Source organism: Flavivirga aquimarina (genome assembly GCF_030540835.1).
Lineage (GTDB): Bacteria > Bacteroidota > Bacteroidia > Flavobacteriales > Flavobacteriaceae > Flavivirga > Flavivirga aquimarina.
The window spans coordinates 131883-152146 of sequence record NZ_JAUOEK010000184.1 but is presented as its reverse complement, the minus strand read 5'-3'; the positions used below and the strand labels follow the sequence as shown (position 1 = coordinate 152146).

General features: G+C 31.1%; 18 protein-coding genes. 14 read left to right on the top strand and 4 right to left on the bottom strand.

Annotated features, from left to right (window positions below):
* Positions 1-17: 17 nt before the first annotated feature.
* From Q4Q35_RS20740 to Q4Q35_RS20730, 3 genes are all read left to right on the top strand, one after another.
* Positions 18-395, top strand: coding sequence for a four helix bundle protein (locus tag Q4Q35_RS20740; protein WP_303279970.1), 378 nt, complete (start codon positions 18-20; stop codon positions 393-395).
* Positions 396-469: 74 nt separating this feature from the next.
* Positions 470-1213: a succinate dehydrogenase/fumarate reductase iron-sulfur subunit gene (locus Q4Q35_RS20735; RefSeq protein WP_303279969.1), complete on the top strand. Its 744-nt coding sequence runs from the start codon at positions 470-472 to the stop codon at positions 1211-1213.
* Between the two features lie 86 nt (positions 1214-1299).
* A complete protein-coding gene (locus Q4Q35_RS20730; protein ID WP_303279968.1) occupies positions 1300-2217 on the top strand; it encodes a M28 family peptidase in 918 nt (305 codons plus the stop codon).
* A gap of 204 nt (positions 2218-2421) precedes the next feature.
* On the opposite strand, the gene Q4Q35_RS20725 is transcribed toward Q4Q35_RS20730, so the two are convergent.
* The gene (locus Q4Q35_RS20725) at positions 2422-5844 is read right to left on the bottom strand and encodes a DUF8818 domain-containing protein (protein ID WP_303279967.1); all 3423 of its coding nucleotides are present in this window, start codon (positions 5842-5844) and stop codon (positions 2422-2424) included.
* A 351-nt stretch (positions 5845-6195) separates the two neighbouring features.
* Between Q4Q35_RS20725 and Q4Q35_RS20720 the strand changes: the two genes are divergently transcribed.
* From Q4Q35_RS20720 to Q4Q35_RS20705, 4 genes are all read left to right on the top strand, one after another.
* Complete coding sequence (locus tag Q4Q35_RS20720) at positions 6196-6978, top strand: exodeoxyribonuclease III (protein WP_303279966.1); 783 nt, start codon at positions 6196-6198, stop codon at positions 6976-6978.
* A gap of 43 nt (positions 6979-7021) precedes the next feature.
* Complete coding sequence (locus Q4Q35_RS20715; protein WP_303279965.1) at positions 7022-7981, top strand: OmpA/MotB family protein; 960 nt, start codon at positions 7022-7024, stop codon at positions 7979-7981.
* A 212-nt stretch (positions 7982-8193) separates the two neighbouring features.
* Positions 8194-9225 carry an NADP(H)-dependent aldo-keto reductase gene (locus Q4Q35_RS20710; RefSeq protein ID WP_303279964.1) on the top strand — a complete coding sequence of 344 codons (1032 nt, stop codon included), beginning with the start codon at positions 8194-8196 and terminating at the stop codon, positions 9223-9225.
* 255 nt (positions 9226-9480) lie between these two features.
* Positions 9481-10947 carry a M57 family metalloprotease gene (locus tag Q4Q35_RS20705; protein ID WP_303279963.1) on the top strand — a complete coding sequence of 489 codons (1467 nt, stop codon included), beginning with the start codon at positions 9481-9483 and terminating at the stop codon, positions 10945-10947.
* A gap of 64 nt (positions 10948-11011) precedes the next feature.
* Here Q4Q35_RS20705 and Q4Q35_RS20700 read toward each other — a convergent pair whose 3' ends face one another.
* Together Q4Q35_RS20700 and Q4Q35_RS20695 are read right to left on the bottom strand one after the other, a co-directional pair.
* Positions 11012-12556, bottom strand: a complete 1545-nt coding sequence (locus Q4Q35_RS20700; RefSeq protein ID WP_303279962.1) for an Rne/Rng family ribonuclease — start codon at positions 12554-12556, stop codon at positions 11012-11014.
* Positions 12557-12971: 415 nt separating this feature from the next.
* The gene (locus Q4Q35_RS20695; RefSeq protein WP_019386001.1) at positions 12972-13262 is read right to left on the bottom strand and encodes an HU family DNA-binding protein; all 291 of its coding nucleotides are present in this window, start codon (positions 13260-13262) and stop codon (positions 12972-12974) included.
* A gap of 132 nt (positions 13263-13394) precedes the next feature.
* Between Q4Q35_RS20695 and mutY the strand changes: the two genes are divergently transcribed.
* The 4 genes from mutY to gldD all read left to right on the top strand — a co-directional run bounded on the left by mutY (position 13395) and on the right by gldD (position 17038).
* Positions 13395-14435 (top strand): A/G-specific adenine glycosylase, encoded by a 1041-nt coding sequence (gene mutY, locus Q4Q35_RS20690; RefSeq protein ID WP_303279960.1) that lies wholly within the window; start codon positions 13395-13397, stop codon positions 14433-14435.
* A 171-nt stretch (positions 14436-14606) separates the two neighbouring features.
* The gene (locus Q4Q35_RS20685; protein WP_303279959.1) at positions 14607-15056 is read left to right on the top strand and encodes a single-stranded DNA-binding protein; all 450 of its coding nucleotides are present in this window, start codon (positions 14607-14609) and stop codon (positions 15054-15056) included.
* Positions 15057-15081: 25 nt separating this feature from the next.
* Positions 15082-16386, top strand: a complete 1305-nt coding sequence (locus tag Q4Q35_RS20680; RefSeq protein WP_303279958.1) for a gliding motility-associated protein GldE — start codon at positions 15082-15084, stop codon at positions 16384-16386.
* Between the two features lie 43 nt (positions 16387-16429).
* The gene (gene gldD, locus Q4Q35_RS20675) at positions 16430-17038 is read left to right on the top strand and encodes a gliding motility lipoprotein GldD (protein ID WP_303279957.1); all 609 of its coding nucleotides are present in this window, start codon (positions 16430-16432) and stop codon (positions 17036-17038) included.
* An 847-nt stretch (positions 17039-17885) separates the two neighbouring features.
* Here gldD and Q4Q35_RS20670 read toward each other — a convergent pair.
* Positions 17886-18284 carry a heavy-metal-associated domain-containing protein gene (locus tag Q4Q35_RS20670; protein ID WP_303279956.1) on the bottom strand — a complete coding sequence of 133 codons (399 nt, stop codon included), beginning with the start codon at positions 18282-18284 and terminating at the stop codon, positions 17886-17888.
* A gap of 287 nt (positions 18285-18571) precedes the next feature.
* Here Q4Q35_RS20670 and Q4Q35_RS20665 point away from each other — a divergent pair, with 287 nt between their 5' ends.
* The 3 genes from Q4Q35_RS20665 to rpmA all read left to right on the top strand — a co-directional run bounded on the left by Q4Q35_RS20665 (position 18572) and on the right by rpmA (position 20243).
* Positions 18572-19024 (top strand): DUF4199 domain-containing protein, encoded by a 453-nt coding sequence (locus Q4Q35_RS20665; RefSeq protein ID WP_303279955.1) that lies wholly within the window; start codon positions 18572-18574, stop codon positions 19022-19024.
* 338 nt (positions 19025-19362) lie between these two features.
* On the top strand, positions 19363-19956 hold the full coding sequence (rplU, locus tag Q4Q35_RS20660) for a 50S ribosomal protein L21 (protein ID WP_303279954.1): 594 nt from the start codon (positions 19363-19365) through the stop codon (positions 19954-19956).
* A 26-nt stretch (positions 19957-19982) separates the two neighbouring features.
* The gene (gene rpmA / locus Q4Q35_RS20655) at positions 19983-20243 is read left to right on the top strand and encodes a 50S ribosomal protein L27 (protein WP_303279953.1); all 261 of its coding nucleotides are present in this window, start codon (positions 19983-19985) and stop codon (positions 20241-20243) included.
* Positions 20244-20264 lie beyond the last annotated feature (21 nt).

Sequence of the window (20264 nt, the reverse complement as noted above, 5' to 3'; positions counted from 1 at the left end):
AATTATTTAGTTATTAGGTGAGTAACTTTAAATCTTTTGAAGAATTGGCTTGTTGGAAAGAAGCAAGAAATTTAAGATTATTTGTAAAAACCCAAATAATTAATAAGATCCCTAATTCTGAGAAATTTGCTCTTATTGATCAAATTAAACGTTCATCACGTTCTGTTGGAAATAATATCTCTGAAGGATATGGAAGATTTCATTATCAAGAGAATATTCAGTTTTGTAGAATAGCTAGAGGCTCTTTGTTTGAAACTCTCGATCATGGAATTATAGCTTTTGATGAAGGCTATATTTCAGAAGAAAATTTAAATGAATTAAGAACAATACATAATAAAACTCTTTTGATTTTAAATGGATATATTAAATATTTAATGAGTCAGAAAGAAAAATAAAGTTATTAAGTTAAATAAGATTTGTGTCATAAAATCACAGTCCAATAACTAAATAACTAAATAACTATAAGAAAATGAATTTAACACTTAAAATTTGGAGACAAAAAGACTCAAATGCAAAGGGTCAAATGGTCGATTATAAAGTTACTGATATATCAGAACATATGTCTTTTTTAGAAATGATGGATGTTTTGAATGAACAATTAGTCAACACCGGTGAAGAACCTGTAGCTTTCGATCACGATTGTCGCGAAGGTATTTGTGGCATGTGTTCGATGTATATCAATGGAGAAGCTCATGGGCCAGATAGAGGCGTAACAACATGCCAATTACACATGCGTATGTTTAAAGATGGTGACACTATTACTATTGAACCATTTAGAGCGGCAGCATTTCCTGTGATAAAAGATTTAATAGTAGATAGAATGGCTTTTGAGCGTATTCAGCAAGCGGGAGGGTATATTTCTGTGAATACATCCGGAAATACTCAGGATGCAAACGCTATTCCAATTTCTAAACATGCAGCAGACGAGGCTATGGATGCAGCTACATGTATTGGGTGTGGTGCCTGTGTCGCTACTTGTAAAAATTCATCTGCGATGTTATTTGTAGGAGCTAAAGTATCACAATATGCTTTGTTGCCTCAAGGACAAGTAGAAGCAGCAGATCGTGTACGTAATATGGTGGCTCAAATGGATTTAGAAGGCTTTGGTAACTGTACAAATACAGGCGCTTGCGAAATTGAATGCCCTAAAGGGATTTCTTTAGAGAATATTGCACGTATGAATAGGGAATTAATGAAGGCTAGTATATCATGAAATTTTAGCCATACATCATAAATATTTAAAAACCCAAGCACTAGCTTGGGTTTTTTTGTTTAGATTTAAGAAATAATCTCTAACAAATGAAAATAAAATACCTAATTCCATTTTTTTTATTTTACTTTTTAAGTATAAATGTAAATTCACAAACATATGTAAAAACCACCAGCTTGTTTTGCGAAACGTCTATACTAAGGCATTTAAAATCATTATCTTCCGATGCTTTTGAGGGTAGAAGAACTGGGACAAAAGGTGCATTGAAAACCAAAAAATACATAATTAATCAATTTTATTCACTAGGTATTCTACCATTAGGAAAAAGCTATGAACAGCGTTTCTTGTTTGAAGAAAAGAGAAGAGAATATAAGACAACGAATGTTTTAGGGCTTATAAAAGGCACCGAAAACCCTCGTGAATATATAGTTATTAGTGCTCACTATGATCATGAGGGAGTTAAAAATGGAGTAGTATACAATGGTGCTGATGATAATGCTTCTGGATTAAGTGCTTTGTTTGGTTTTGGCGAGTACTTTAAAAACAATCCCCCAAAACACTCGGTTATTTTAGCAGCATTTGATGGAGAAGAGCTGGGGTTACAGGGGTCGAGGTATTTTGTAAATAATTCAATTGTTCCATTGGAAAAAATTAAGATGAATATCAATATGGATATGATTAGTAGGAGCAATAAAAATGAATTATATGTTGTTGGGGCACAGTGTAGCAAAAAATTAAAACATATAGTTGAATATTATAAATACTCTGAAAAGATTAAACTCATTGCAGGACATGATGGATATGATAACTTAGAAAACTGGACCTATGCATCAGACCATACGAATTTTTATAAAAAAGGGATTCCGTTTTTATACTTTGGAGTCGAAAACCATAAAGATTATCACGAACCGACAGATGATTATGAAAACATTCATCCGGAATTTTATGTAGAAGCTATAAAAGTGATTATTTCGGTTTTTGATAAAATAGATGATTTACATTTCTAAAAGTGTTCATGCAGAAATTGATATACCTAATAAAATAATAGAGGAGGACACGAATTGCACTAATCTTCACTAATTAGCCTGTTTATAACCTATGCAGGTTCAGGATTCGTATTTATATTCAATACTAATACTATATAGAGTAATAGATTCGTGTAAATTAGTGCAATTCGTGTCTTATATTAGGGTGTTTAAAGAGCAGCAGTCCTAAAAGTAGGCTTTTAATTGGATAGAGCCTGTATGAATGGTTTTACTGGTTTCTGTTTTCCTTCCAAAATAACTCAAATTAAGATCGAGAAAAGTAGTTAGTTTTTTTTGAGCTAATAAAGTCCATGTAAAGTTTTTACCAGGTTGTAACCCTTCTAGCATTTGATAGGCAACTGGTGTATTTGAATTTCCATTAAAAATATTTGAAAAATAGTTAAACTCCCCATTTATGGCACTTTTTTGACTGTTGGCAAAAGTAAATGAAGTACCATATTTTTGTTGTTTTAAAGATTCTAAATCACCAATAGTATTGTCTTTACTGGAATATTGATAAAATATATCAAAACTGGAATTGTCATTAAATAAATAGGATAACTTTGGATTAAAACGAGCTTCATCAAAATTATAATTTTTACTGGCAAAGTTTTGACTAATACTTTCGTTATTGTTAAAAGACGAAAGCATATTTATTAACCAGCTTTCAGCAATTTTATGATTAAAATTAAGTTGATGACTTTTTAAACTATTTTCAATAAATCCAATAGATAGAATGCTTCGAGTCGTATTATCAAGATAAGTATAAGACGTTGTATAGCGTTGCCTACCCCTGTTAAAAAATAACACATTTCTAAAATTTAATTGTAACCCTAATTGATCGGCTTCATCATTTTTAAAAGGATTGAGATTAAAACTATTACCTTCTCGTTTTATCTTTCTATCAATTAAATAACTGATTTGATTGTAAAAATGTGACCAGAATTTTTTCGATTTATGTTTACTTACTGCCCATTGCGATGGGTTAAATGTAAGCGTTTGGCTTAACCTATTTTGGTGTGTTTTTATAAAAACCTGATTAGGTAAAAGTACTCTTATGTATTTTCCTTGATCCTGGAATTGCGCAATTTCAAATTCTTCAAGTTCCTGTATACCATTCCCATTATAATCAATCCAGGTGTAGGTGCCCTGTCCAGCTTCAACTTCAACATAAGTAAAATCCTGTTGAGGTAAGGTTCCTGAATTGGTTTCAAAAATAGTATTCCATTGCACAATTTGTTTAAAAAGCTTTTGGTTAAACTGCAGTCTGGAATTTATAGAACGTTCATCTTCAATATCATTATCTTCATTTTTTAAATTTCTGTAATTAGCATACAAAGAAAGGTTGGTATTTTTATTTTGAATCAATCGAGAATCTAAATAGAATGTGTTAGACGTATTTACTTTTTGTAATTCGTTATTTCTTATACTATCGTTCACTCTGTTTTTATAACCTATTTCCGCAAAAACTTTGGTGCTGTCTCCAACACCAACAAAAACTTCGTAAGACTTAAATTTTTGACTTAAAGAAGTTAATGTTTGAGTTAGAATATCTTTTTGCTCATTATCTTCAATGGCCAATCTGGCGCCTACCCAACTTTTTTGCATACCATAAGTAATACGGTTGTAAGACCTTAAAAAAGTTGAGGTATTAATATTAGAATGAGCATTTAAAAAACTAGAATAAGACGTTATTTTAAATTTATTAAATAGCAAGTTTATATTAGTAACATGTCTGTTGCCATTAAAACTATTAGAGTAGCCTAAGTGTTCAAATTGATAGTTGATGCTGCCTTTTTCTGGATGAGACATTTGAAAACCTGAGTTAAATAAAATTTGATCACCTAAATTTGTTACGGTTTCATTTTCGGAAGGTAATTCTAAATTCCAATCACGATTAAATTCGGCATTGTATAAGCGTTCTATCGTTTTAAAATTCTCTTGGATGTAATCTGTATTAGCAAAAGCACTTAAACTCCAAAGGCTATCATGTTTGATGAGTTTTTGTTCAATATTTAACTTTCCTGCAAAACCATCATTATCATCATCATCTAAATTCGAAAACAAGTTTAAATCATTTTTACTACCAGAGGCTTCAAAAGTAATGTTGGTTTTCTCTGATGGTTTATAATTCCCATTTATAACAGCAACCTGAAGTTTGGTAGGAGACACCAATTGAACTATAGGGGCGTAATCGCCTTGAGAAATACCTACAAATTCATAAATATTATTAATAGCTGTCGTATTGCTTAAAATGTAATCGCCTTGATTGGCTCCAACCTGTGTAAAGGTAACACGGTATAGCTCGTCATCTGGATTATTTGAAAACACAAAAGCTTCAATACCGCCAATGAGCTCTTTTCTATATAAAATTCTATTATCATTTAAAGCTTCCTGAATTTCTGATGGCGCTACCATTAAACTAATGTCATCGCCGGCGTTAGACAGTATTTGAATCTGTGCTTCTGATAAGTTTTGTTGAAGCGGTTGATTTTTTGAATCGTTTTCAGAATATACCGAAACACCAATTTTTAATTTATCGCTTTCATACCGTCCACCACCATAAGCTATAAAACGCGAATAATTACGTTCACTAAATTGATAATCGACAGTAATCCTCATTTCAGAAGTTATCGGATAGGTCGCATTGAATATAATTTCACCTGCGTTATAATCTATAATATAATCTTGATCCTCGCCTCGTTTCACGGCAATACCATTTACGTAAACTGTTTCGCTGCCAGATACAATAAGTACAAATAATTCGCCATTCTGCCCTTGTAATTTATATGGCCCCTGATTGCCTTCTTGAGCTGTAAACTGACTTCTTGTAAACTGCCCACGTACAATAGCACCCGAAGCAAATAAATTGGTTTGAGATGTATCACTTCCTAATGTTGCATTAACAGATAAACCTTGAACACGCTTAGAAAAACTTGCAAAATAAGAATCGGTATTTTGTAAATCAATATCACCCGCCCGAATATTCCAACGGTCGCTAAACAATTCAATAAAAACCTGATCAAATTCATCTAAACGTTGCGAATAACCACTTTCCTGTAATGGAATATTAGCATCTTGTATAGATGCCCTAAGTGATACCTTATCATTAAGCTTTCCCGTTATTTGAAGGTCTAATTCACTATTTAAAACCGAATTTTGATTATTCCCAATAGTAACACCTCTTGAGATGCTCCCCGAAGTTGTTAAACCATCAAACGGAATAAAATTTTTGGAATCGTTTGGTTGCGATAATTTATATAGCTTGTTAAGGTTATCATTGTTTTCAACAATAATAGTTTCGTCTAATTGCTGATAGGTTTTGGTTAAGAAATTGGGAAACCTCAAATAATTAATAATAATTGAATCAGTTTCAACAGGTTTTTTAAAAGTAAGAATCGCTTTAGAAAAGTCAACAGAATAAAAAGTAGAATCAATAACCGTATTGTCTTTTCGTTTAATTGAAAACGAGTTGGGATTTATACTAACACTATCAATACGGATAGTGTTTTTTACAGCAACTTTTATAGTTTTATAGTTAGAAGTTGGTTCTTGAGTAAATCCACAAAAACCAATTAGAAATATAAGAATTGATGCAATACACTTCATTAGATACTTAAACTACAAATAGTTTAAAATATTTTGTTAATAGAGTTTGTTAAACCTGTCGAGAAAACGAATATAATTTCTTCAACTATACTTAAAATACCCTTATATATTTGTCTTTCCTGAATTTTATGCCAAGCATACTTGTCCTGAAAATAGTCAAAGTATGAAAGTGAAATAGGAAATCTAAATAAAATTTATTTTTATTTGATAGTGTAAAAGTAACGTATTATTTATTTTAGCTAGATGTAATGAACATAATTAAAGACTTTGGGGTTTTTAAATATGCGGATTATATATCTGTCTACTTACAGACAGATCCAATAGTTAAAACAATAACGTATATACACACAGATGAAAATTATATCATATAACGTAAACGGCATTCGAGCAGCGATAAATAAAGGTTTTATCGATTGGTTAAAAAGTGCCAATCCAGATGTGGTTTGTTTACAAGAAATAAAGGCACAAAAAGAACAGTTGGATTTAAATGTTTTTGCTGAAGCAGGCTATAAGTACAATTATTGGTTTAGTGCTCAAAAGAAAGGATACAGTGGTGTTGCTATTTTAAGTAAAACAGAACCCAACCATATAGAATATGGCACAGGTATTGAGTCGATGGATTTTGAAGGGAGAAACCTGCGAGCCGATTTTCCTGCCCGTTCCGCAGGCGGGAATGGCGTATCCGTTATGAGTTTGTATTTACCATCTGGAACAAACGATGCTCGTTTAAACCATAAATTAGAGTATATGGATATGTTCCAGGATTATATAAATACTCTTAAAAAAGATATACCAAATTTAGTTATTTGTGGCGATTATAATATTTGTCATGAAGAGATAGACATTCATAATCCTAAAATGAAAGGTGTTTCTGGATTTTTACCCGTAGAGCGTGAATGGATTGGAAGTTTTATAGATAGTGGCTTTATAGATTCGTTTAGGTATTTAAATACAGAAAATCAACAATTTAGTTGGTGGAGTTATCGTGCTAATGCACGTGCCAATAACAAAGGTTGGCGATTAGATTACGCAATGGTAGCAAAACCACTACAAGAAAAAATAAAAAGAGCCGTTATATTGTCGGAGGCAGTACATAGTGATCACTGCCCAATTTTAGTAGAAATAGATAATTAAAAGACATTTTATAAATAAGTAATAACAGATAAACCCGAACAAAATGATTAAGAAAACTTTATTAGCCATATTAACATTAACATTTTTAGTGTCTTGTGTGTCTCCAAAGATCTATAAAGAATTAGAAGATAAATATGCTGATTTAAAGGAAGAAAATAGAAAACTTTCTAGTGAGAACGATACACTTTCAAGTGCTAAAAATGCCGCAGAAAATGAATTGAAACAAATTCAGAAAGCATATGAAGAAGCTATTCAGCAACGAGATAGATTACAGGCAGATTTTAATGCAGCAAAATCTAATTACGATAATTTAAAAAATTCTTATGATGCATTAGAAAAAAACAGCTCTTCAGCGATAGCAAGAAACTCTAAAAAGAATAGAGAATTATTGGCACAATTAGAAGCAAAAGAACAGGCATTAGCAGCAGAAAGCGCACGTTTAGCCAAGCTTAAAAAAGAATTGGAAGACAGGTCTAACAGAGTTGCAGAATTGGAGAATGTTATTGCTTCAAAGGATGCTGCAATGACACAATTAAAAAATGCCATTTCAAAAGCTTTAACAGATTTTGAAGGTAAAGGATTAACAGTAGAACAGCGTGATGGTAAGGTTTACGTATCGATGGAGAATAAACTATTATTTAGTTCTGGTAGTTGGTCTGTTGGTACAGAAGGACGAAGAGCAGTACAGCAATTAGGAAATGTACTTGGTGATAATCCAGATATTGCAGTTTTAATAGAAGGACATACAGATAATGTGCCTTATAAAGGAAACTCTCAATTAAGTGGTAACTGGGATTTATCGACCAAACGTGCCACCGCTATTGTAAATATTTTAAGAGAAAATGCAAATATTAACCCTGAAAATTTAACGGCAGCCGGTCGTGGTGAATTTGCACCTATTGCTACCAATTCTACTACAGAAGGGAAAGCAAAAAATAGACGTATTGAGGTGATTTTAACACCAAAATTAGATGAGCTTTCTAAATTGCTAAACGATAATTAATTTCTCTGTTATTCCTGTGAAAGCAGGAATTGACAACTTAATGAGGTTATAATTTTAAAAACCTTTCAAGTTTTATTAAGCTTGAAAGGTTTTTTATCTTTGTGCTATTATTGAGAAGGGATAAGCCTGTTGCAAAATCAGAAGTTTAAATTAAAGAGATTCCTGCCTTTACTTCGACTAAAGTGACCACGCGGGAATGACTAAGAATATTTATGAAATACACAACACTACCAAATACCACTACAAAAGTTAGTAAACTCTGTTTAGGTTCTATGACTTGGGGTAACCAGAATACAGAAGCTGAAGGACACGAACAACTAGATTATGCTTTAGATCAGGGCATTAATTTTATAGATACTGCAGAGTTGTACCCGGTACCAGCTACAGCAGAAATGAGTGGACGTACTAGTAAAATAATTGGTACTTGGTTGCAAAAAACGGGAAATAGAGATAAAGTAGTTATCGCTTCTAAAATTGCTGGCGGAGGAGATTATACAGCGCATATAAGAACCACAGGGTTTAGCCCAGATGCGATAAAAGAAGCCATAGATTTAGAGCTAAAAAGATTGCAAACCGATTATATAGACTTATATCAATTACATTGGCCAGAGCGTGATACCAATAGATTTGGTGTTAGAAATTATAAGTATGATTCTAATTGGGAAGATAATTTTAATGAAATATTGCACAGTCTGGATACTCAAATTAAAGCAGGGAAAATTAGAGATATAGGAATTTCCAATGAAAACTCTTGGGGAACTATGCGCTATTTAGAAGAGTCTAAAAATCATAATTTACCTAGAATATCAACCATTCAAAATGCCTATTCTTTACTTACTAGAACTTTTGAAACAGACATGGCAGAAGTATCACTAAGAGAAAATGTTGGTTTATTAGCCTATTCGCCAATGGCTTTTGGAGTACTTTCTGGTAAATATATAAAGGGTAAAGCATCTGAAAATGCGCGACTTAAATTATTTCCAAGATTTGCAAGATATAGTGGAGAACAAGCTAATGAAGCAGCAAAACAGTATTTAAAAATAGCTGAAGACAATGGTTTAAGTTTAGCACAAATGTCTTTAGCATTCGTAACACAACAACCCTTTATTACAAGTACTATTATTGGTGCTACTAATCTAGAACAACTTAAAGAAAATATAGAAAGCATTCATGTAACTCTTAGTGATGCTGTTTTAGAGCAAATTAATGAGGTGCATAATACCATTCCTAATCCTGCTCCTTAGTTTTGTCTTGCTGAAGAGTTTATTTAAGTGCCTTATATAAAAACAAAACCCGAAGTAGATACTTCGGGTTTTGTTTTTATAATTACGCATTACGGTTTTTCCATAACAACAATTTTAGTTTTTCGATAAAACGGAAGATTTTTAATAATTATTAAGTAAGAAACTAAAACATAAAAACTAAATTTAGTGAATAAGAAGCTTTCTCTCATTTTTTATAATAAATGAAATTTTATTAATCTTTAAATTATTAAAAAAATGAAAAATTATTTAAAACTTGCAATTCTACTTTTTGGAATTTCATTAATTCTCACTAATTGTGAGAAAGACACTCCGTTTGCTAATGAGGAATTGACTAACGATTTTGTAGAATACGAGATTACTGAAGAGGATATTCTTAAAATCAGAGAACTCAATTTTAACCCTTTTGAACTTAGGTTAATTAGTCAAAAAAATAGCGATGGCACAAACGAAAAGTATTACATAATTGAAGAAGATATAATGATTAGTTCTGATCAAGTTGATAAAATGATATCTTCAAAGAAAACTAGCAACCAGGAGAGTTCTAAATCAAAACAATACCATTCAAACAATACTGTTGACAATAATCAAACCATAACAGTTAGAGGTGTTAATCAAGGAGGTGAAGCTCTTACTAACGAACAACAAACAGCTCTTAGTGAAGCCATACAGAATTATAATGACTTAAATATTGGGTTAGACTTTGTGCTGACTTTTGGAGCAGAAGATAATTCTTTAGATATAAATGCAATCCAAATTACTGGGGGAGCAGGAGGAAGAGGCGATTTTCCGTTTAATGGTAATCCTGGGCAAATCGCAAGAATATTTACTGGAACAAACGGTTTAAATGCTAATCTTTTAAGACATATTTGGACTCATGAAATAGGGCATACTTTAGGGTTAAGACATACAGATTGGTTTAGTAGAGAAAGTTGTGGTACTATCGATCCTGAGGACATAAATCCAGTCGGTATTCCTAATGCTAATGGAGCTAACCACATACCTGGAACTCCAACTGGTTTCGACCCAACTTCTGTTATGATAAGTTGTTTCGATAATTTAGTACTGGGGGAATTTAATAATAATGATATTATAGCATTGGAGTTTTTATACCCTTTACCCCTACCTAAAATATCAGGCGCATCTTTAACTTGTGGTACTACTTCACAAACATATACTTTAATAAATGGGGATAGCTCAGCTACATGGCAAATATCTTCTAATCTACAAACTATTTCATTAACAGGAACAAGTATAACCGTGAGCCCTATAAATAGTCTTGTTAGTGGTTCTGCTTATGTAAAAGCTACAACTACTACTACAACAATACAAAAGGATTTTTATATAGGAAAACCTTCTTTTCCTCAATTAATGACAAATTCTGGAGTACCGTATGATGTATTTAGTTTACCTGCTGGTTGCGAAGATGGTAATACATATTGGGAGTTTAATACTAGTAATGCATTAGATCAAGTATCAGAGTTTCAGTTTAGTGTTTCTGGGGGTACTCCTATAATAAAAACAGCTATTAACGGTTCAGCAAAACTAACTGCACAAGAGTTAGGTATACTTGAAGGGCAAACGTTATCTGTTACCGTAAGACCTGTAAATAGTTGTGGTTCTCAAGGTCGAGTACCTGTAATAACATTATACAGACCAACAGATTGTGAATGTGGAATAGGAGTAGGTTGTGTACTTCCGTAATCAACAAACGTACAAATACATGAAAACAAAAACCCCTTACTAAAAATAGCAAGGGGTTTTTTAATTATTTAATTTGATTACCATTTTTATCAAAAAAATGATATTCTAGATATGTGTAAGCATCTCTTGGTAAAACTTTGACCCATTTTTTGTGTTCAAAAAACCATTTTGAACGTACAGATGGAAAACCTTTTGTTAAAAAGGCTGCTATAAAAGGATGTGTGTTTAAAGTCAACTTTGTATAGTCTTTTTTGTATAGTCTTTCAAGATCGTGTGTGATTTTTTGCACCAAACCTATTGGTGCTTCAACCTCAGAACCATTTACGCCGTTAGGGTTTTCCTCACGGGTTTTAATGTTCATTTCTGGGCGAACACGTTGTCTTGTTATTTGTATCAATCCAAATTTACTAGGAGGCAATATCTTATGTTTAGCTCTATCGTCCTTCATTTCGTCTCGAAGGTGATTAAATAGCTTTTGCCTGTTTTCAACATTAGTCATGTCAATAAAATCTACTACGATAATGCCACCCATATCACGTAAACGTAATTGACGAGCCATTTCTGTAGCAGCTATTAAATTAACTTCTAAAGCTGTATCCTCTTGGTTATTGGCTTTGTTAGATCTGTTACCACTGTTTACATCTATAACATGCAATGCTTCGGTATGTTCAATTACCAAATAAGCACCTTTTGCCATAGAAACGGTTTTGCCAAAGGAAGTTTTTATTTGTCTTTCGATTCCAAATTTTTCGAAAATTGGAACTTTAGACTGATACAATTTAACTATTGATTCTTTTTTTGGTGCAATTTCTTGCACATAATCTTTAATTTGATAATAAAGCTCTTCATCATCAACATGAATACTCGTAAAAGTGTCATTAAATATATCTCGTAAAATTGACGAGGATTTATTCATTTCTCCTAATACTTTACTTGGATGATGTGCTTTATGTAGCTTTTTACACATTGCCGTCCAACGACTAAGCAAATTTTGTAAATCTTTATCTAGTTCAGCTACTTTTTTGCCTTGTGCTACGGTACGTACAATAATACCAAAACCTAGTGGAGTAATACTCTTAACTAATCGTTTTAATCGATCCTTTTCTTCTTTGTCTTCTATTTTTTGAGAAATAGAAATACGACTTGAAAAAGGAACTAAAACAATATATCTACCGGCAATAGAAAGCTCGGAGCTTATTCTTGGACCTTTTGTAGATATTGGTTCTTTAACTATTTGTACTAATAGCGATTGATTAGATTTTAAGGCGTCGACAATTTTGCCGTCTTTCTCAATATCTTTTTCAAATGGGAAATCTTTTAAATAAAAATCTTTTAGTTTACCTGTGCTTACACGTTTTGTGAATTTTAAAAGCGAGGGCAATTTTGGTCCTAAATCGTGATAATGCAAAAATGCATCTTTTTCGTAACCTACATTAACAAATGCAGCATTTAGACCCGGAACGGCTTTTCTTATTTTGGCTATAAACACATCACCAACAGAAAAGTCATTACTGTCTTCATCTTTCTGTAATTCAATAAGTTTTCCATCTTTTAATAAGGCAAAATCAACATTCTCGGAACTAGATCGAATAATCAATTCTTTATCCATTTTGTTAATTTTTATCCATACAATTAAGTACAGATGGATTATACATTATTTTTTCTGGCAATAGCTATTGATTCTCTATTGTCAGAGATAAAACCTCAATTACTCTTTTGATGTAAAATCAAATTCATAATCAAGGAAATTTCACAGGTCCCGATAACTATCGGGATTATCCGTGGAGTTCATTAAACACTAAAAAGTGTCTGAAATTTTAATGAACTCATTTCAAAGAACTTGTTATTTTAAAACTAAAAGAAGTAGTTTATCTAACTACTTCTTTTAGTTTATTTTTTCTTTTTATGACGGTTAGCGCGTCTACGTTTCTTACGTTTATGCGTTGCAACCTTATGTCTTTTACGTTTTTTACCACTTGGCATAAATAGTGCTTTTTTTTATATTAATAATTTATTTTAATGCTTTATTTAACGTCTACATTTGTTTTAACACCTTCAACAAAAACCTTTGCAGGCTTAAATGCAGGAATATTATGAGCTGGTATTTTTATAGTTGTATTTTTAGAAATATTTCTACCAGTTTTTTCAGCTCTTGTTTTTATAATGAAGCTTCCAAAACCTCTTAAGTAAACATTATCACCACTTTCTAAAGAAGTTTTTACTTCTTCCATAAATGTTTCAACAGTTGCTTGAACATCACCTTTTTCAATTCCTAATTTTTCAGAAATTTTTGCTACTAAATCAGCCTTCGTCATTTTTTATTTTTTTTAGGTTATATAAATTTAGAGGGATGCAAATATAGGAATTTAATATTCAATATTTCAAACCTAATTCATTAAAATTTAAGATTATAAACGTTTATTTTTGCGAGTAGTATATATTCGATAATGGGATTTTCAAAATATTTAATTCATTGGTATTCAAATAATAAGAGAGATCTTCCTTGGAGACAAACCAAGGCTCCTTATTATATATGGTTGTCAGAAATTATTTTACAACAAACACAAGTTAAACAAGGTCTTCCTTATTATGAGTCATTTACAGAAAAGTTTCCCACAGTTTTTGACCTTTCTAAGGCAGATGAAAGTGATGTGCTTAAATTATGGCAAGGATTAGGATATTATTCAAGAGCCAGAAATTTACATGCTACTGCTAAACATATAGTAAAGGAATTAAAAGGAGAGTTTCCTAATAACTATAAAGACTTGTTAAAACTAAAAGGAGTGGGTGATTATACGGCAAGTGCTATAGCGTCTATTTGCTTTAATGAAGTTGCTGCAGTTGTTGATGGAAATGTATATAGAGTGTTGTCAAGATATTTTGGAATTAATACTCCCATTAACTCATCAAAAGGAGCAAAAGAGTTTAAAGCACTGGCTCAGGAATTAATTGATAAAAAAAAACCAGCAGAGTTTAATCAAGCTATCATGGAATTTGGCGCAACACACTGCACGCCTCAAAAACCTGATTGTAATACGTGTCCTTTTAATAAAAGTTGTATCGCTTTCAATAAAAATAAAATCAACGAATTACCAGTTAAAATTAAGTCAGCAAAAGCGAAAAAAAAGTATTTTAACTTTTTGGTATTTATTTCTGGTGATGGAAAAACTATTTTAGAAAAACGAGAAGGCAAAGGTATTTGGCAAAACTTATATCAGTTCCCTTTAATTGAAACCAATACGAATGTTGATGTAAATACTTTAAAAAAACTTGTAAAAGAACATGATTTAATAAAAGGTATGTCGTTTCAATTATCTCTTTATAATAAAGATGTCGTTGTACACAAACTATCCCATCAACATTTATATACTAAGTTTTGGGTTGTAAATGTAAATAAGCTTTTAGTTAATGGGATTTCTACCCAAGACATACATAATTATGCAGTACCAATTCTAATAGGAAATTTTATTGAAACTTTTAATTTTTAAAAATTATTGAAACGTGAATCTAAAAATGAGATATGCTGTAGAGTTTAGAATAATAATTTCTAGTAGTTCTTTATTTTTAATTAGTTTAGATCGAACAATCATATTTTTTTATTAATTTTAAAAAAATGCAACGCAATATTGTAATTTTGCGTTCTAAAACAAACAACAGTTATGTCTGGGACATTAAATAAAGTTATGCTAATTGGCCATTTAGGAGATGAAATAAAAATGCATTATTTTGAAGGAGGTGGCTGTATTGGTAGGTTTCCTTTAGCAACAAATGAAACGTATACGAATAAACAGACTAATGAACGTGTTACTAATACAGAATGGCATAATATTGTTGTTAGAAATAAAGGAGCTGAAATATGTGAAAAGTATTTGAGTAAGGGAGATAAAGTTTATATAGAAGGTAGGTTGAAAACGAGAAAATGGCAAGATGATAGTGGTAATGAAAGATACTCTACCGAAATTCAGTGTAATGATTTTACGTTTCTTTCAACAAAAAAAGAGAGTGAAAATAATGCTGCGATGAATAAAACTGAAGTCAAAAAAGCTGTTCCTGATCAGCCGTCAAATAGCGAACCTATTGAGGAAGAAAACGATGATCTTCCATTTTAATTTAAGTTAAACTAAAAAGAAGTATTTGGATCCTGATCCTTCGAGTTTTAAACCTTTATTAATTGCAATTGATTTTTCGGTTGTTACAGGTTTTGTATTACTATTTTTGCTTTTAGTTTGTTCTGCACTTATCTCTGGGGCAGAAGTAGCTCTATTTTCTCTAAGCAGAAAAGATATTGATGATGGTTTAGAAAACAAATCTAAACGCATTGAAATTATATCAAAATTATTAGAACATCCTAAAAAGCTATTAGCTACCATATTAGTTGCCAATAATTTTATAAATATAGCCATTGTTATTTTGTTTGCCTTTTTAGGCGATTTTATATTTGGAGAAATCACTAGTTCATTAATCAAATTTATTGTTGAGCTTCTAGTAATTACATTCTTAATCTTATTATTTGGTGAAATTTTACCTAAAATATATGCTAGTAGAAATAACTTGAAGTTTGCTTCTTTTATGGCATATCCGCTACGTGTTTTAGATGTTTTTTTGTCACCGATAAGTTTGCCAATGCGACGTGTAACATTGGCTATTCATAATAAATTGGGAAAGCAAAAATCTAATTTAAGTGTCGATCAGCTTTCTCAAGCTTTAGAATTAACCAGTGAAGAAGATACTACCAAAGAAGAGCATAAAATATTGCAAGGTATCGTATCATTTGGAAATACAGATACAAAACAAGTTATGCGTCCCCGAATAGATATTTTTGCTCTAAATATAGAACAAAAGTATAACGAGATTATGCCCGAAATAATTTCTAATGGTTATTCCAGAATTCCTGTTTATGAGGATAATATAGATACCATTAAAGGGATTCTTTATGTAAAGGATTTATTGCCTTATATAGATAGAAAACAGTTTGATTGGACAGGTTTGATACGAGAACCTTTTTTTGTGCCCGAAAATAAGAAGCTAGATGATTTAATGGCAGAATTTCAGGAGAAAAAAGTACATTTGGCTGTAGTAGTAGATGAATATGGAGGTACTTCCGGTTTGATTTCTTTAGAAGATATTATTGAGGAGATTGTGGGTGATATAAGTGATGAGTTTGATGATGAAGATTTGATATACTCTAAACTAGACGATAATAACTTTGTGTTTGAAGGTAAAACAGCTTTAAAAGATTTTTATAAAATTATTAAAGTTGAAGATGAAACTGTTTTTGAAGATAAAAAAGGAGAAGCCGAAACCATTGCAGGTTTTGTACTGGAAATATCTGGAAGTTTTCCAAAATTAAATAGTAAAATAAATTTTAAAAATTACGTTTTTACAATAGAAGCTTTAGACAAGAAGAGAATAAAACTTGTAAAATTTACAATAGCCTAATTTTTATCACACTATAATAACTACTATAGCAAACCAATACTATATGAATGTAAAATCAACTTTCAAGTCTTTATTAAGAACGATCTTAGTAATTGGAGTTTTAGTATTAGCATCTTGTGGTGAAGATTATGTGCCAAAACCGAAAGCCTATTTAAGGTTGGATTACCCTAGGGCAAAGTATCTTGAAGCTAAGATAGAGGTTCCTTTTTCATTTGAATCAAATATATTAGCAACTAAAGTTACTTCTAAAAAGATTGATGCAACAACAGAAAGTTATGGTGTAAACATAGAGTACCCAACTTTAAAAGGAACAGTTTTTTTAACATATAAGGCTATTAATGGTGACAGAAAAAATTTAGTTGATTTTTTAAGAGATGCAGAAAAATTTACAGAAAAGCATATGGCTAAAGCTGATGAGATCCCTCCTGCAAGTATTTATAAAAATGAAACACAAAAAGTATATGGAATGTTTTCTGAAGTTAAAGGAAATGTGGCATCACCAGCACAATTTTATGTCACCGATAGTATAAATCACTTTTTAACAGGGTCCTTATATTTTTATGCAAAGCCCAATTACGATTCTATTTTGCCAGCTGCGAATTATTTGCAAAAAGATATTAAACATATAATGGAAACGATTATTTGGAAATAGAATGTATTTCGTCTAAAATCCCAACCTTAGTATTTATCCATATATAAAAAAGCACTATATTTCCCATATAGATTGTCGTAAATTCTTGATTTTTTTGAATTTTACAATAAATAAGCTTTATATATTGAAAAGGTTTAAAACGGTAATAAAGAGAGAGATACAAGAGCTAATTAGGCATAATGGGCTAGGGTCTATTTTTTTTACAGGCATTCTTTTTTTAGACGCCCTTGGGGCTATTTTTCCTAAGTATTTAAATAGACAAGTAACGTTGTTTATCCCCCTGTCTTTAATTTTTATTATACATATATTAAATACAAAGAAAAGGAACAAGCTATTTTTACTTTCAGTAGTATTTAACTTTTTAGGGATTTGTCATTTTAATAATCCGTACGAAGCGTACAACTCCTTGGGGCTGGTTTATCATACGATAGCATTTTTTATTTACTTTTTAATTTTATTTAAGCATTATCAAGCAGTTAGTGTAAAAAGAATTCTAAAGTTTTCTCTTCTAATAGTAATATTTGCGGTTGTACCAACCATACTATATTCCGAGGGGATGAAAAAAATGCTTCTTTTTCAAGAAACTATACTGTATATTTTTTCTGTGGCGCTATTTGTGTTTAGTGCTACTTTATTATATATAAGTAAAAAGACAAAAACCAATCGATTTTTATTATTCTCAACGATTTCTATTGTAATTAGCTCTTATTTACAAGGATATCATTTATTTGTTGAAAAAAACGATTTGCTAGAGTTTTTTGCGGTAATATTTTTTAACCTAACACATTATTTTATGTGTTGGTATTTAATAGAAAAATCGAGAAAAAGTAAATTTTAATACGATAATTTATTGTACAGCACTTTTTTCTGAAAACGCATCAACCGTTTTCATATTACTAACTTTGTAAATATCTGCAACTTTGACTACTGTTTCTTCTAAAGAAGTAGGAGTAACTTTAGCTTCATTATATTCAACCATAGCTAACTTTTTGTCAAAATCTACAGTAGCAGACTTTACACCCTCCATATTAGCTATTTTCTTTTCAATAGATTTAGCACATCCAATAGCGCATGTCATACCATCAATATTAAATTCTGCTTTAGCATAAGTGGCATTTGGGTCTAATTCTTTAGAAGTCTCTTTTACTACCTCTATAGTTTTAATTTCTGGTTTTGTTTCATTTTTGCAACTAATAGTGATTAATACTACCATTACAATTGCTATAATATTTTTTAATGTGTTCATGTTTATAAGTATAATGTTGTTTACAAAACTACTAAATTAAGCTGTTTATTGTACTAAAAAGTAGAATTTTGTGACTTCATAAATTGTTGTTTTATTGTTTACAGATTTTTTTCGATAAAACATTCAGAATCCCAGAATTTAGTAATGACTATTATTATCTTATAAAAACCAATTCAAAATCAGTTATTTTTCTTACAAAAAAAATCAATTTATAGTTAAAACAGATGTAAAATTATTTTAATACGAAATTTTTTACGAAATTTAAATAAATGTAAATTTGCTAAAAGATGAAAAAAATATCGCTTCCTATTCGGTTTGGACTAGTTACTGGCATTATGTTAATTGCATATTTTTTAATTTTAGCATTATTCTATAAACATATTAATCCAGTATTTAGTTTTTTTAACGCTGTTATTATTGCTTTTGGGATTTGCGAAGTTGTACGTTTAAGAAAGCTTGAAAAACCAGAGACTTTTACTTATAGCGAAGGATTTAAAACAGGGACTATTACAGGTTTTATTGCGACATTAATATTTACTGTTTTTTTCTTGTTTTATGCTACAGAAATTAACCCTGCCTTTTTACCAGAATTACTTCAAACAATTAACGGTAGTTTTAATGTAGATATTGGTATGGTAACCTTTGTGGTTGCCGTTATGGGGTTAGCAACCACTGTGGTTTCTGTACTTACTGTTATGCAATTTTTTAAAAAGACAGGAAATATTCCTCAAAACCAATAACATTTATAACATTAATGATTTAACACAAAAGCAGCTGCTGCTGGTAATTCTTTAATAAATTCCTTAACTTTTTTTATTTCTACTTTAAGTAATATTTCTTTGAGATTTTTCATAATAATAGCATTTATTTTTATGTGTAAACGACCAATAGGAAGAATCCCCTCCCAGTTTTTAAAGAAATTTTAATTTTTATACTATAAACTAAATTATTAAGAAGTTTTTCTCAATGAAAAAATAGAGAAGAAATGATCATCCAAAATCAAAAAAACGTTTGTAGATTAATTTATTAGCAGTATATTTGCACTCATTTTGAACAAAATAATTAATAAAAATTCGCTATGTACGCAATTGTAGAGATAGCAGGGCATCAATTTAAAGTTGAAAAAGACCAAAAAGTTTTTGTTAACCGTTTGCAAACAGAAGAAGGTAAGAAAGTTTCTTTCGATAACGTACTTCTAGTAGCAGATGGAGACAAAGTAACTGTAGGCGCCCCGGCTATAAACGGAGCTCAAGTAGGAGCAAAAGTTTTAAAGCACCTTAAAGGTGATAAAGTTATAGTTTTTAAGAAGAAAAGACGTAAAGGGTACCGTGTTAAAAATGGTCACCGTCAATCTTTAACAGAAATTGTAATTGAAAGTATTGTTGCTTCGGGAGCTAAAAAAGCGACCAAAGTAGAAAAGGAGGGAGCTAAGAAAGCTGCCCCAGCAAAAGCAGAATCTAAAAAAGCAGACACTGCTGCGCCAAAAGCTAAAGCAGCCGCACCAAAAGCGAAAGCTGCTGAACCAAAAGCAAAACCAGCTGCTAAAAAAGCTGAAGCTACTCAAGATTTAAGCAAGCTTACTGTTGCTGAATTAAAAGAGATGGCAAAAGCCAAAGGCGTTGAAGGAATTTCTTCTATGAAGAAAGCCGATTTAATTGCTGCTTTAAGTTAATTTTAAAAAACTAAAATCGAAATAAAATGGCACATAAAAAAGGAGTCGGAAGTTCGAAAAACGGTAGAGAGTCAGAATCGAAACGCTTAGGTGTAAAGATATTTGGTGGTCAAGCTGCAATAGCTGGTAATATTATCGTTAGACAAAGAGGTAACACACATCACCCAGGTGAGAATGTTTATTCTTCAAAAGATCATACATTACATGCTAGCGTTGATGGTATTGTAAAGTTTACAAAGAAAAAAGATAACAAATCGTATGTTTCAATTGAGCCTTTTGAGGCTTAAGAAGTAATTTTTCTTTAAAAT

Bases quoted from the DNA above. Each gene is read 5' to 3' on its own strand.
- Q4Q35_RS20720 (WP_303279966.1), top strand. From the start codon at position 6,196: ATGAAAATTATATCATATAACGTAAACGGCATTCGAGCAGCGATAAAT.
- Q4Q35_RS20685 (WP_303279959.1), top strand. From the start codon at position 14,607: ATGTCTGGGACATTAAATAAAGTTATGCTAATTGGCCATTTAGGAGAT.
- Q4Q35_RS20730 (WP_303279968.1), top strand. From the start codon at position 1,300: ATGAAAATAAAATACCTAATTCCATTTTTTTTATTTTACTTTTTAAGT.
- Q4Q35_RS20670 (WP_303279956.1), bottom strand. From the start codon at position 18,284: ATGAACACATTAAAAAATATTATAGCAATTGTAATGGTAGTATTAATC.
- Q4Q35_RS20735 (WP_303279969.1), top strand. From the start codon at position 470: ATGAATTTAACACTTAAAATTTGGAGACAAAAAGACTCAAATGCAAAG.
- gldD (WP_303279957.1), top strand. From the start codon at position 16,430: ATGAATGTAAAATCAACTTTCAAGTCTTTATTAAGAACGATCTTAGTA.
- mutY (WP_303279960.1), top strand. From the start codon at position 13,395: ATGGGATTTTCAAAATATTTAATTCATTGGTATTCAAATAATAAGAGA.
- rpmA (WP_303279953.1), top strand. From the start codon at position 19,983: ATGGCACATAAAAAAGGAGTCGGAAGTTCGAAAAACGGTAGAGAGTCA.
- rplU (WP_303279954.1), top strand. From the start codon at position 19,363: ATGTACGCAATTGTAGAGATAGCAGGGCATCAATTTAAAGTTGAAAAA.
- Q4Q35_RS20695 (WP_019386001.1), bottom strand. From the start codon at position 13,262: ATGACGAAGGCTGATTTAGTAGCAAAAATTTCTGAAAAATTAGGAATT.
- Q4Q35_RS20700 (WP_303279962.1), bottom strand. From the start codon at position 12,556: ATGGATAAAGAATTGATTATTCGATCTAGTTCCGAGAATGTTGATTTT.
- Q4Q35_RS20665 (WP_303279955.1), top strand. From the start codon at position 18,572: ATGAAAAAAATATCGCTTCCTATTCGGTTTGGACTAGTTACTGGCATT.
- Q4Q35_RS20715 (WP_303279965.1), top strand. From the start codon at position 7,022: ATGATTAAGAAAACTTTATTAGCCATATTAACATTAACATTTTTAGTG.
- Q4Q35_RS20725 (WP_303279967.1), bottom strand. From the start codon at position 5,844: ATGAAGTGTATTGCATCAATTCTTATATTTCTAATTGGTTTTTGTGGA.
- Q4Q35_RS20705 (WP_303279963.1), top strand. From the start codon at position 9,481: ATGAAAAATTATTTAAAACTTGCAATTCTACTTTTTGGAATTTCATTA.
- Q4Q35_RS20710 (WP_303279964.1), top strand. From the start codon at position 8,194: ATGAAATACACAACACTACCAAATACCACTACAAAAGTTAGTAAACTC.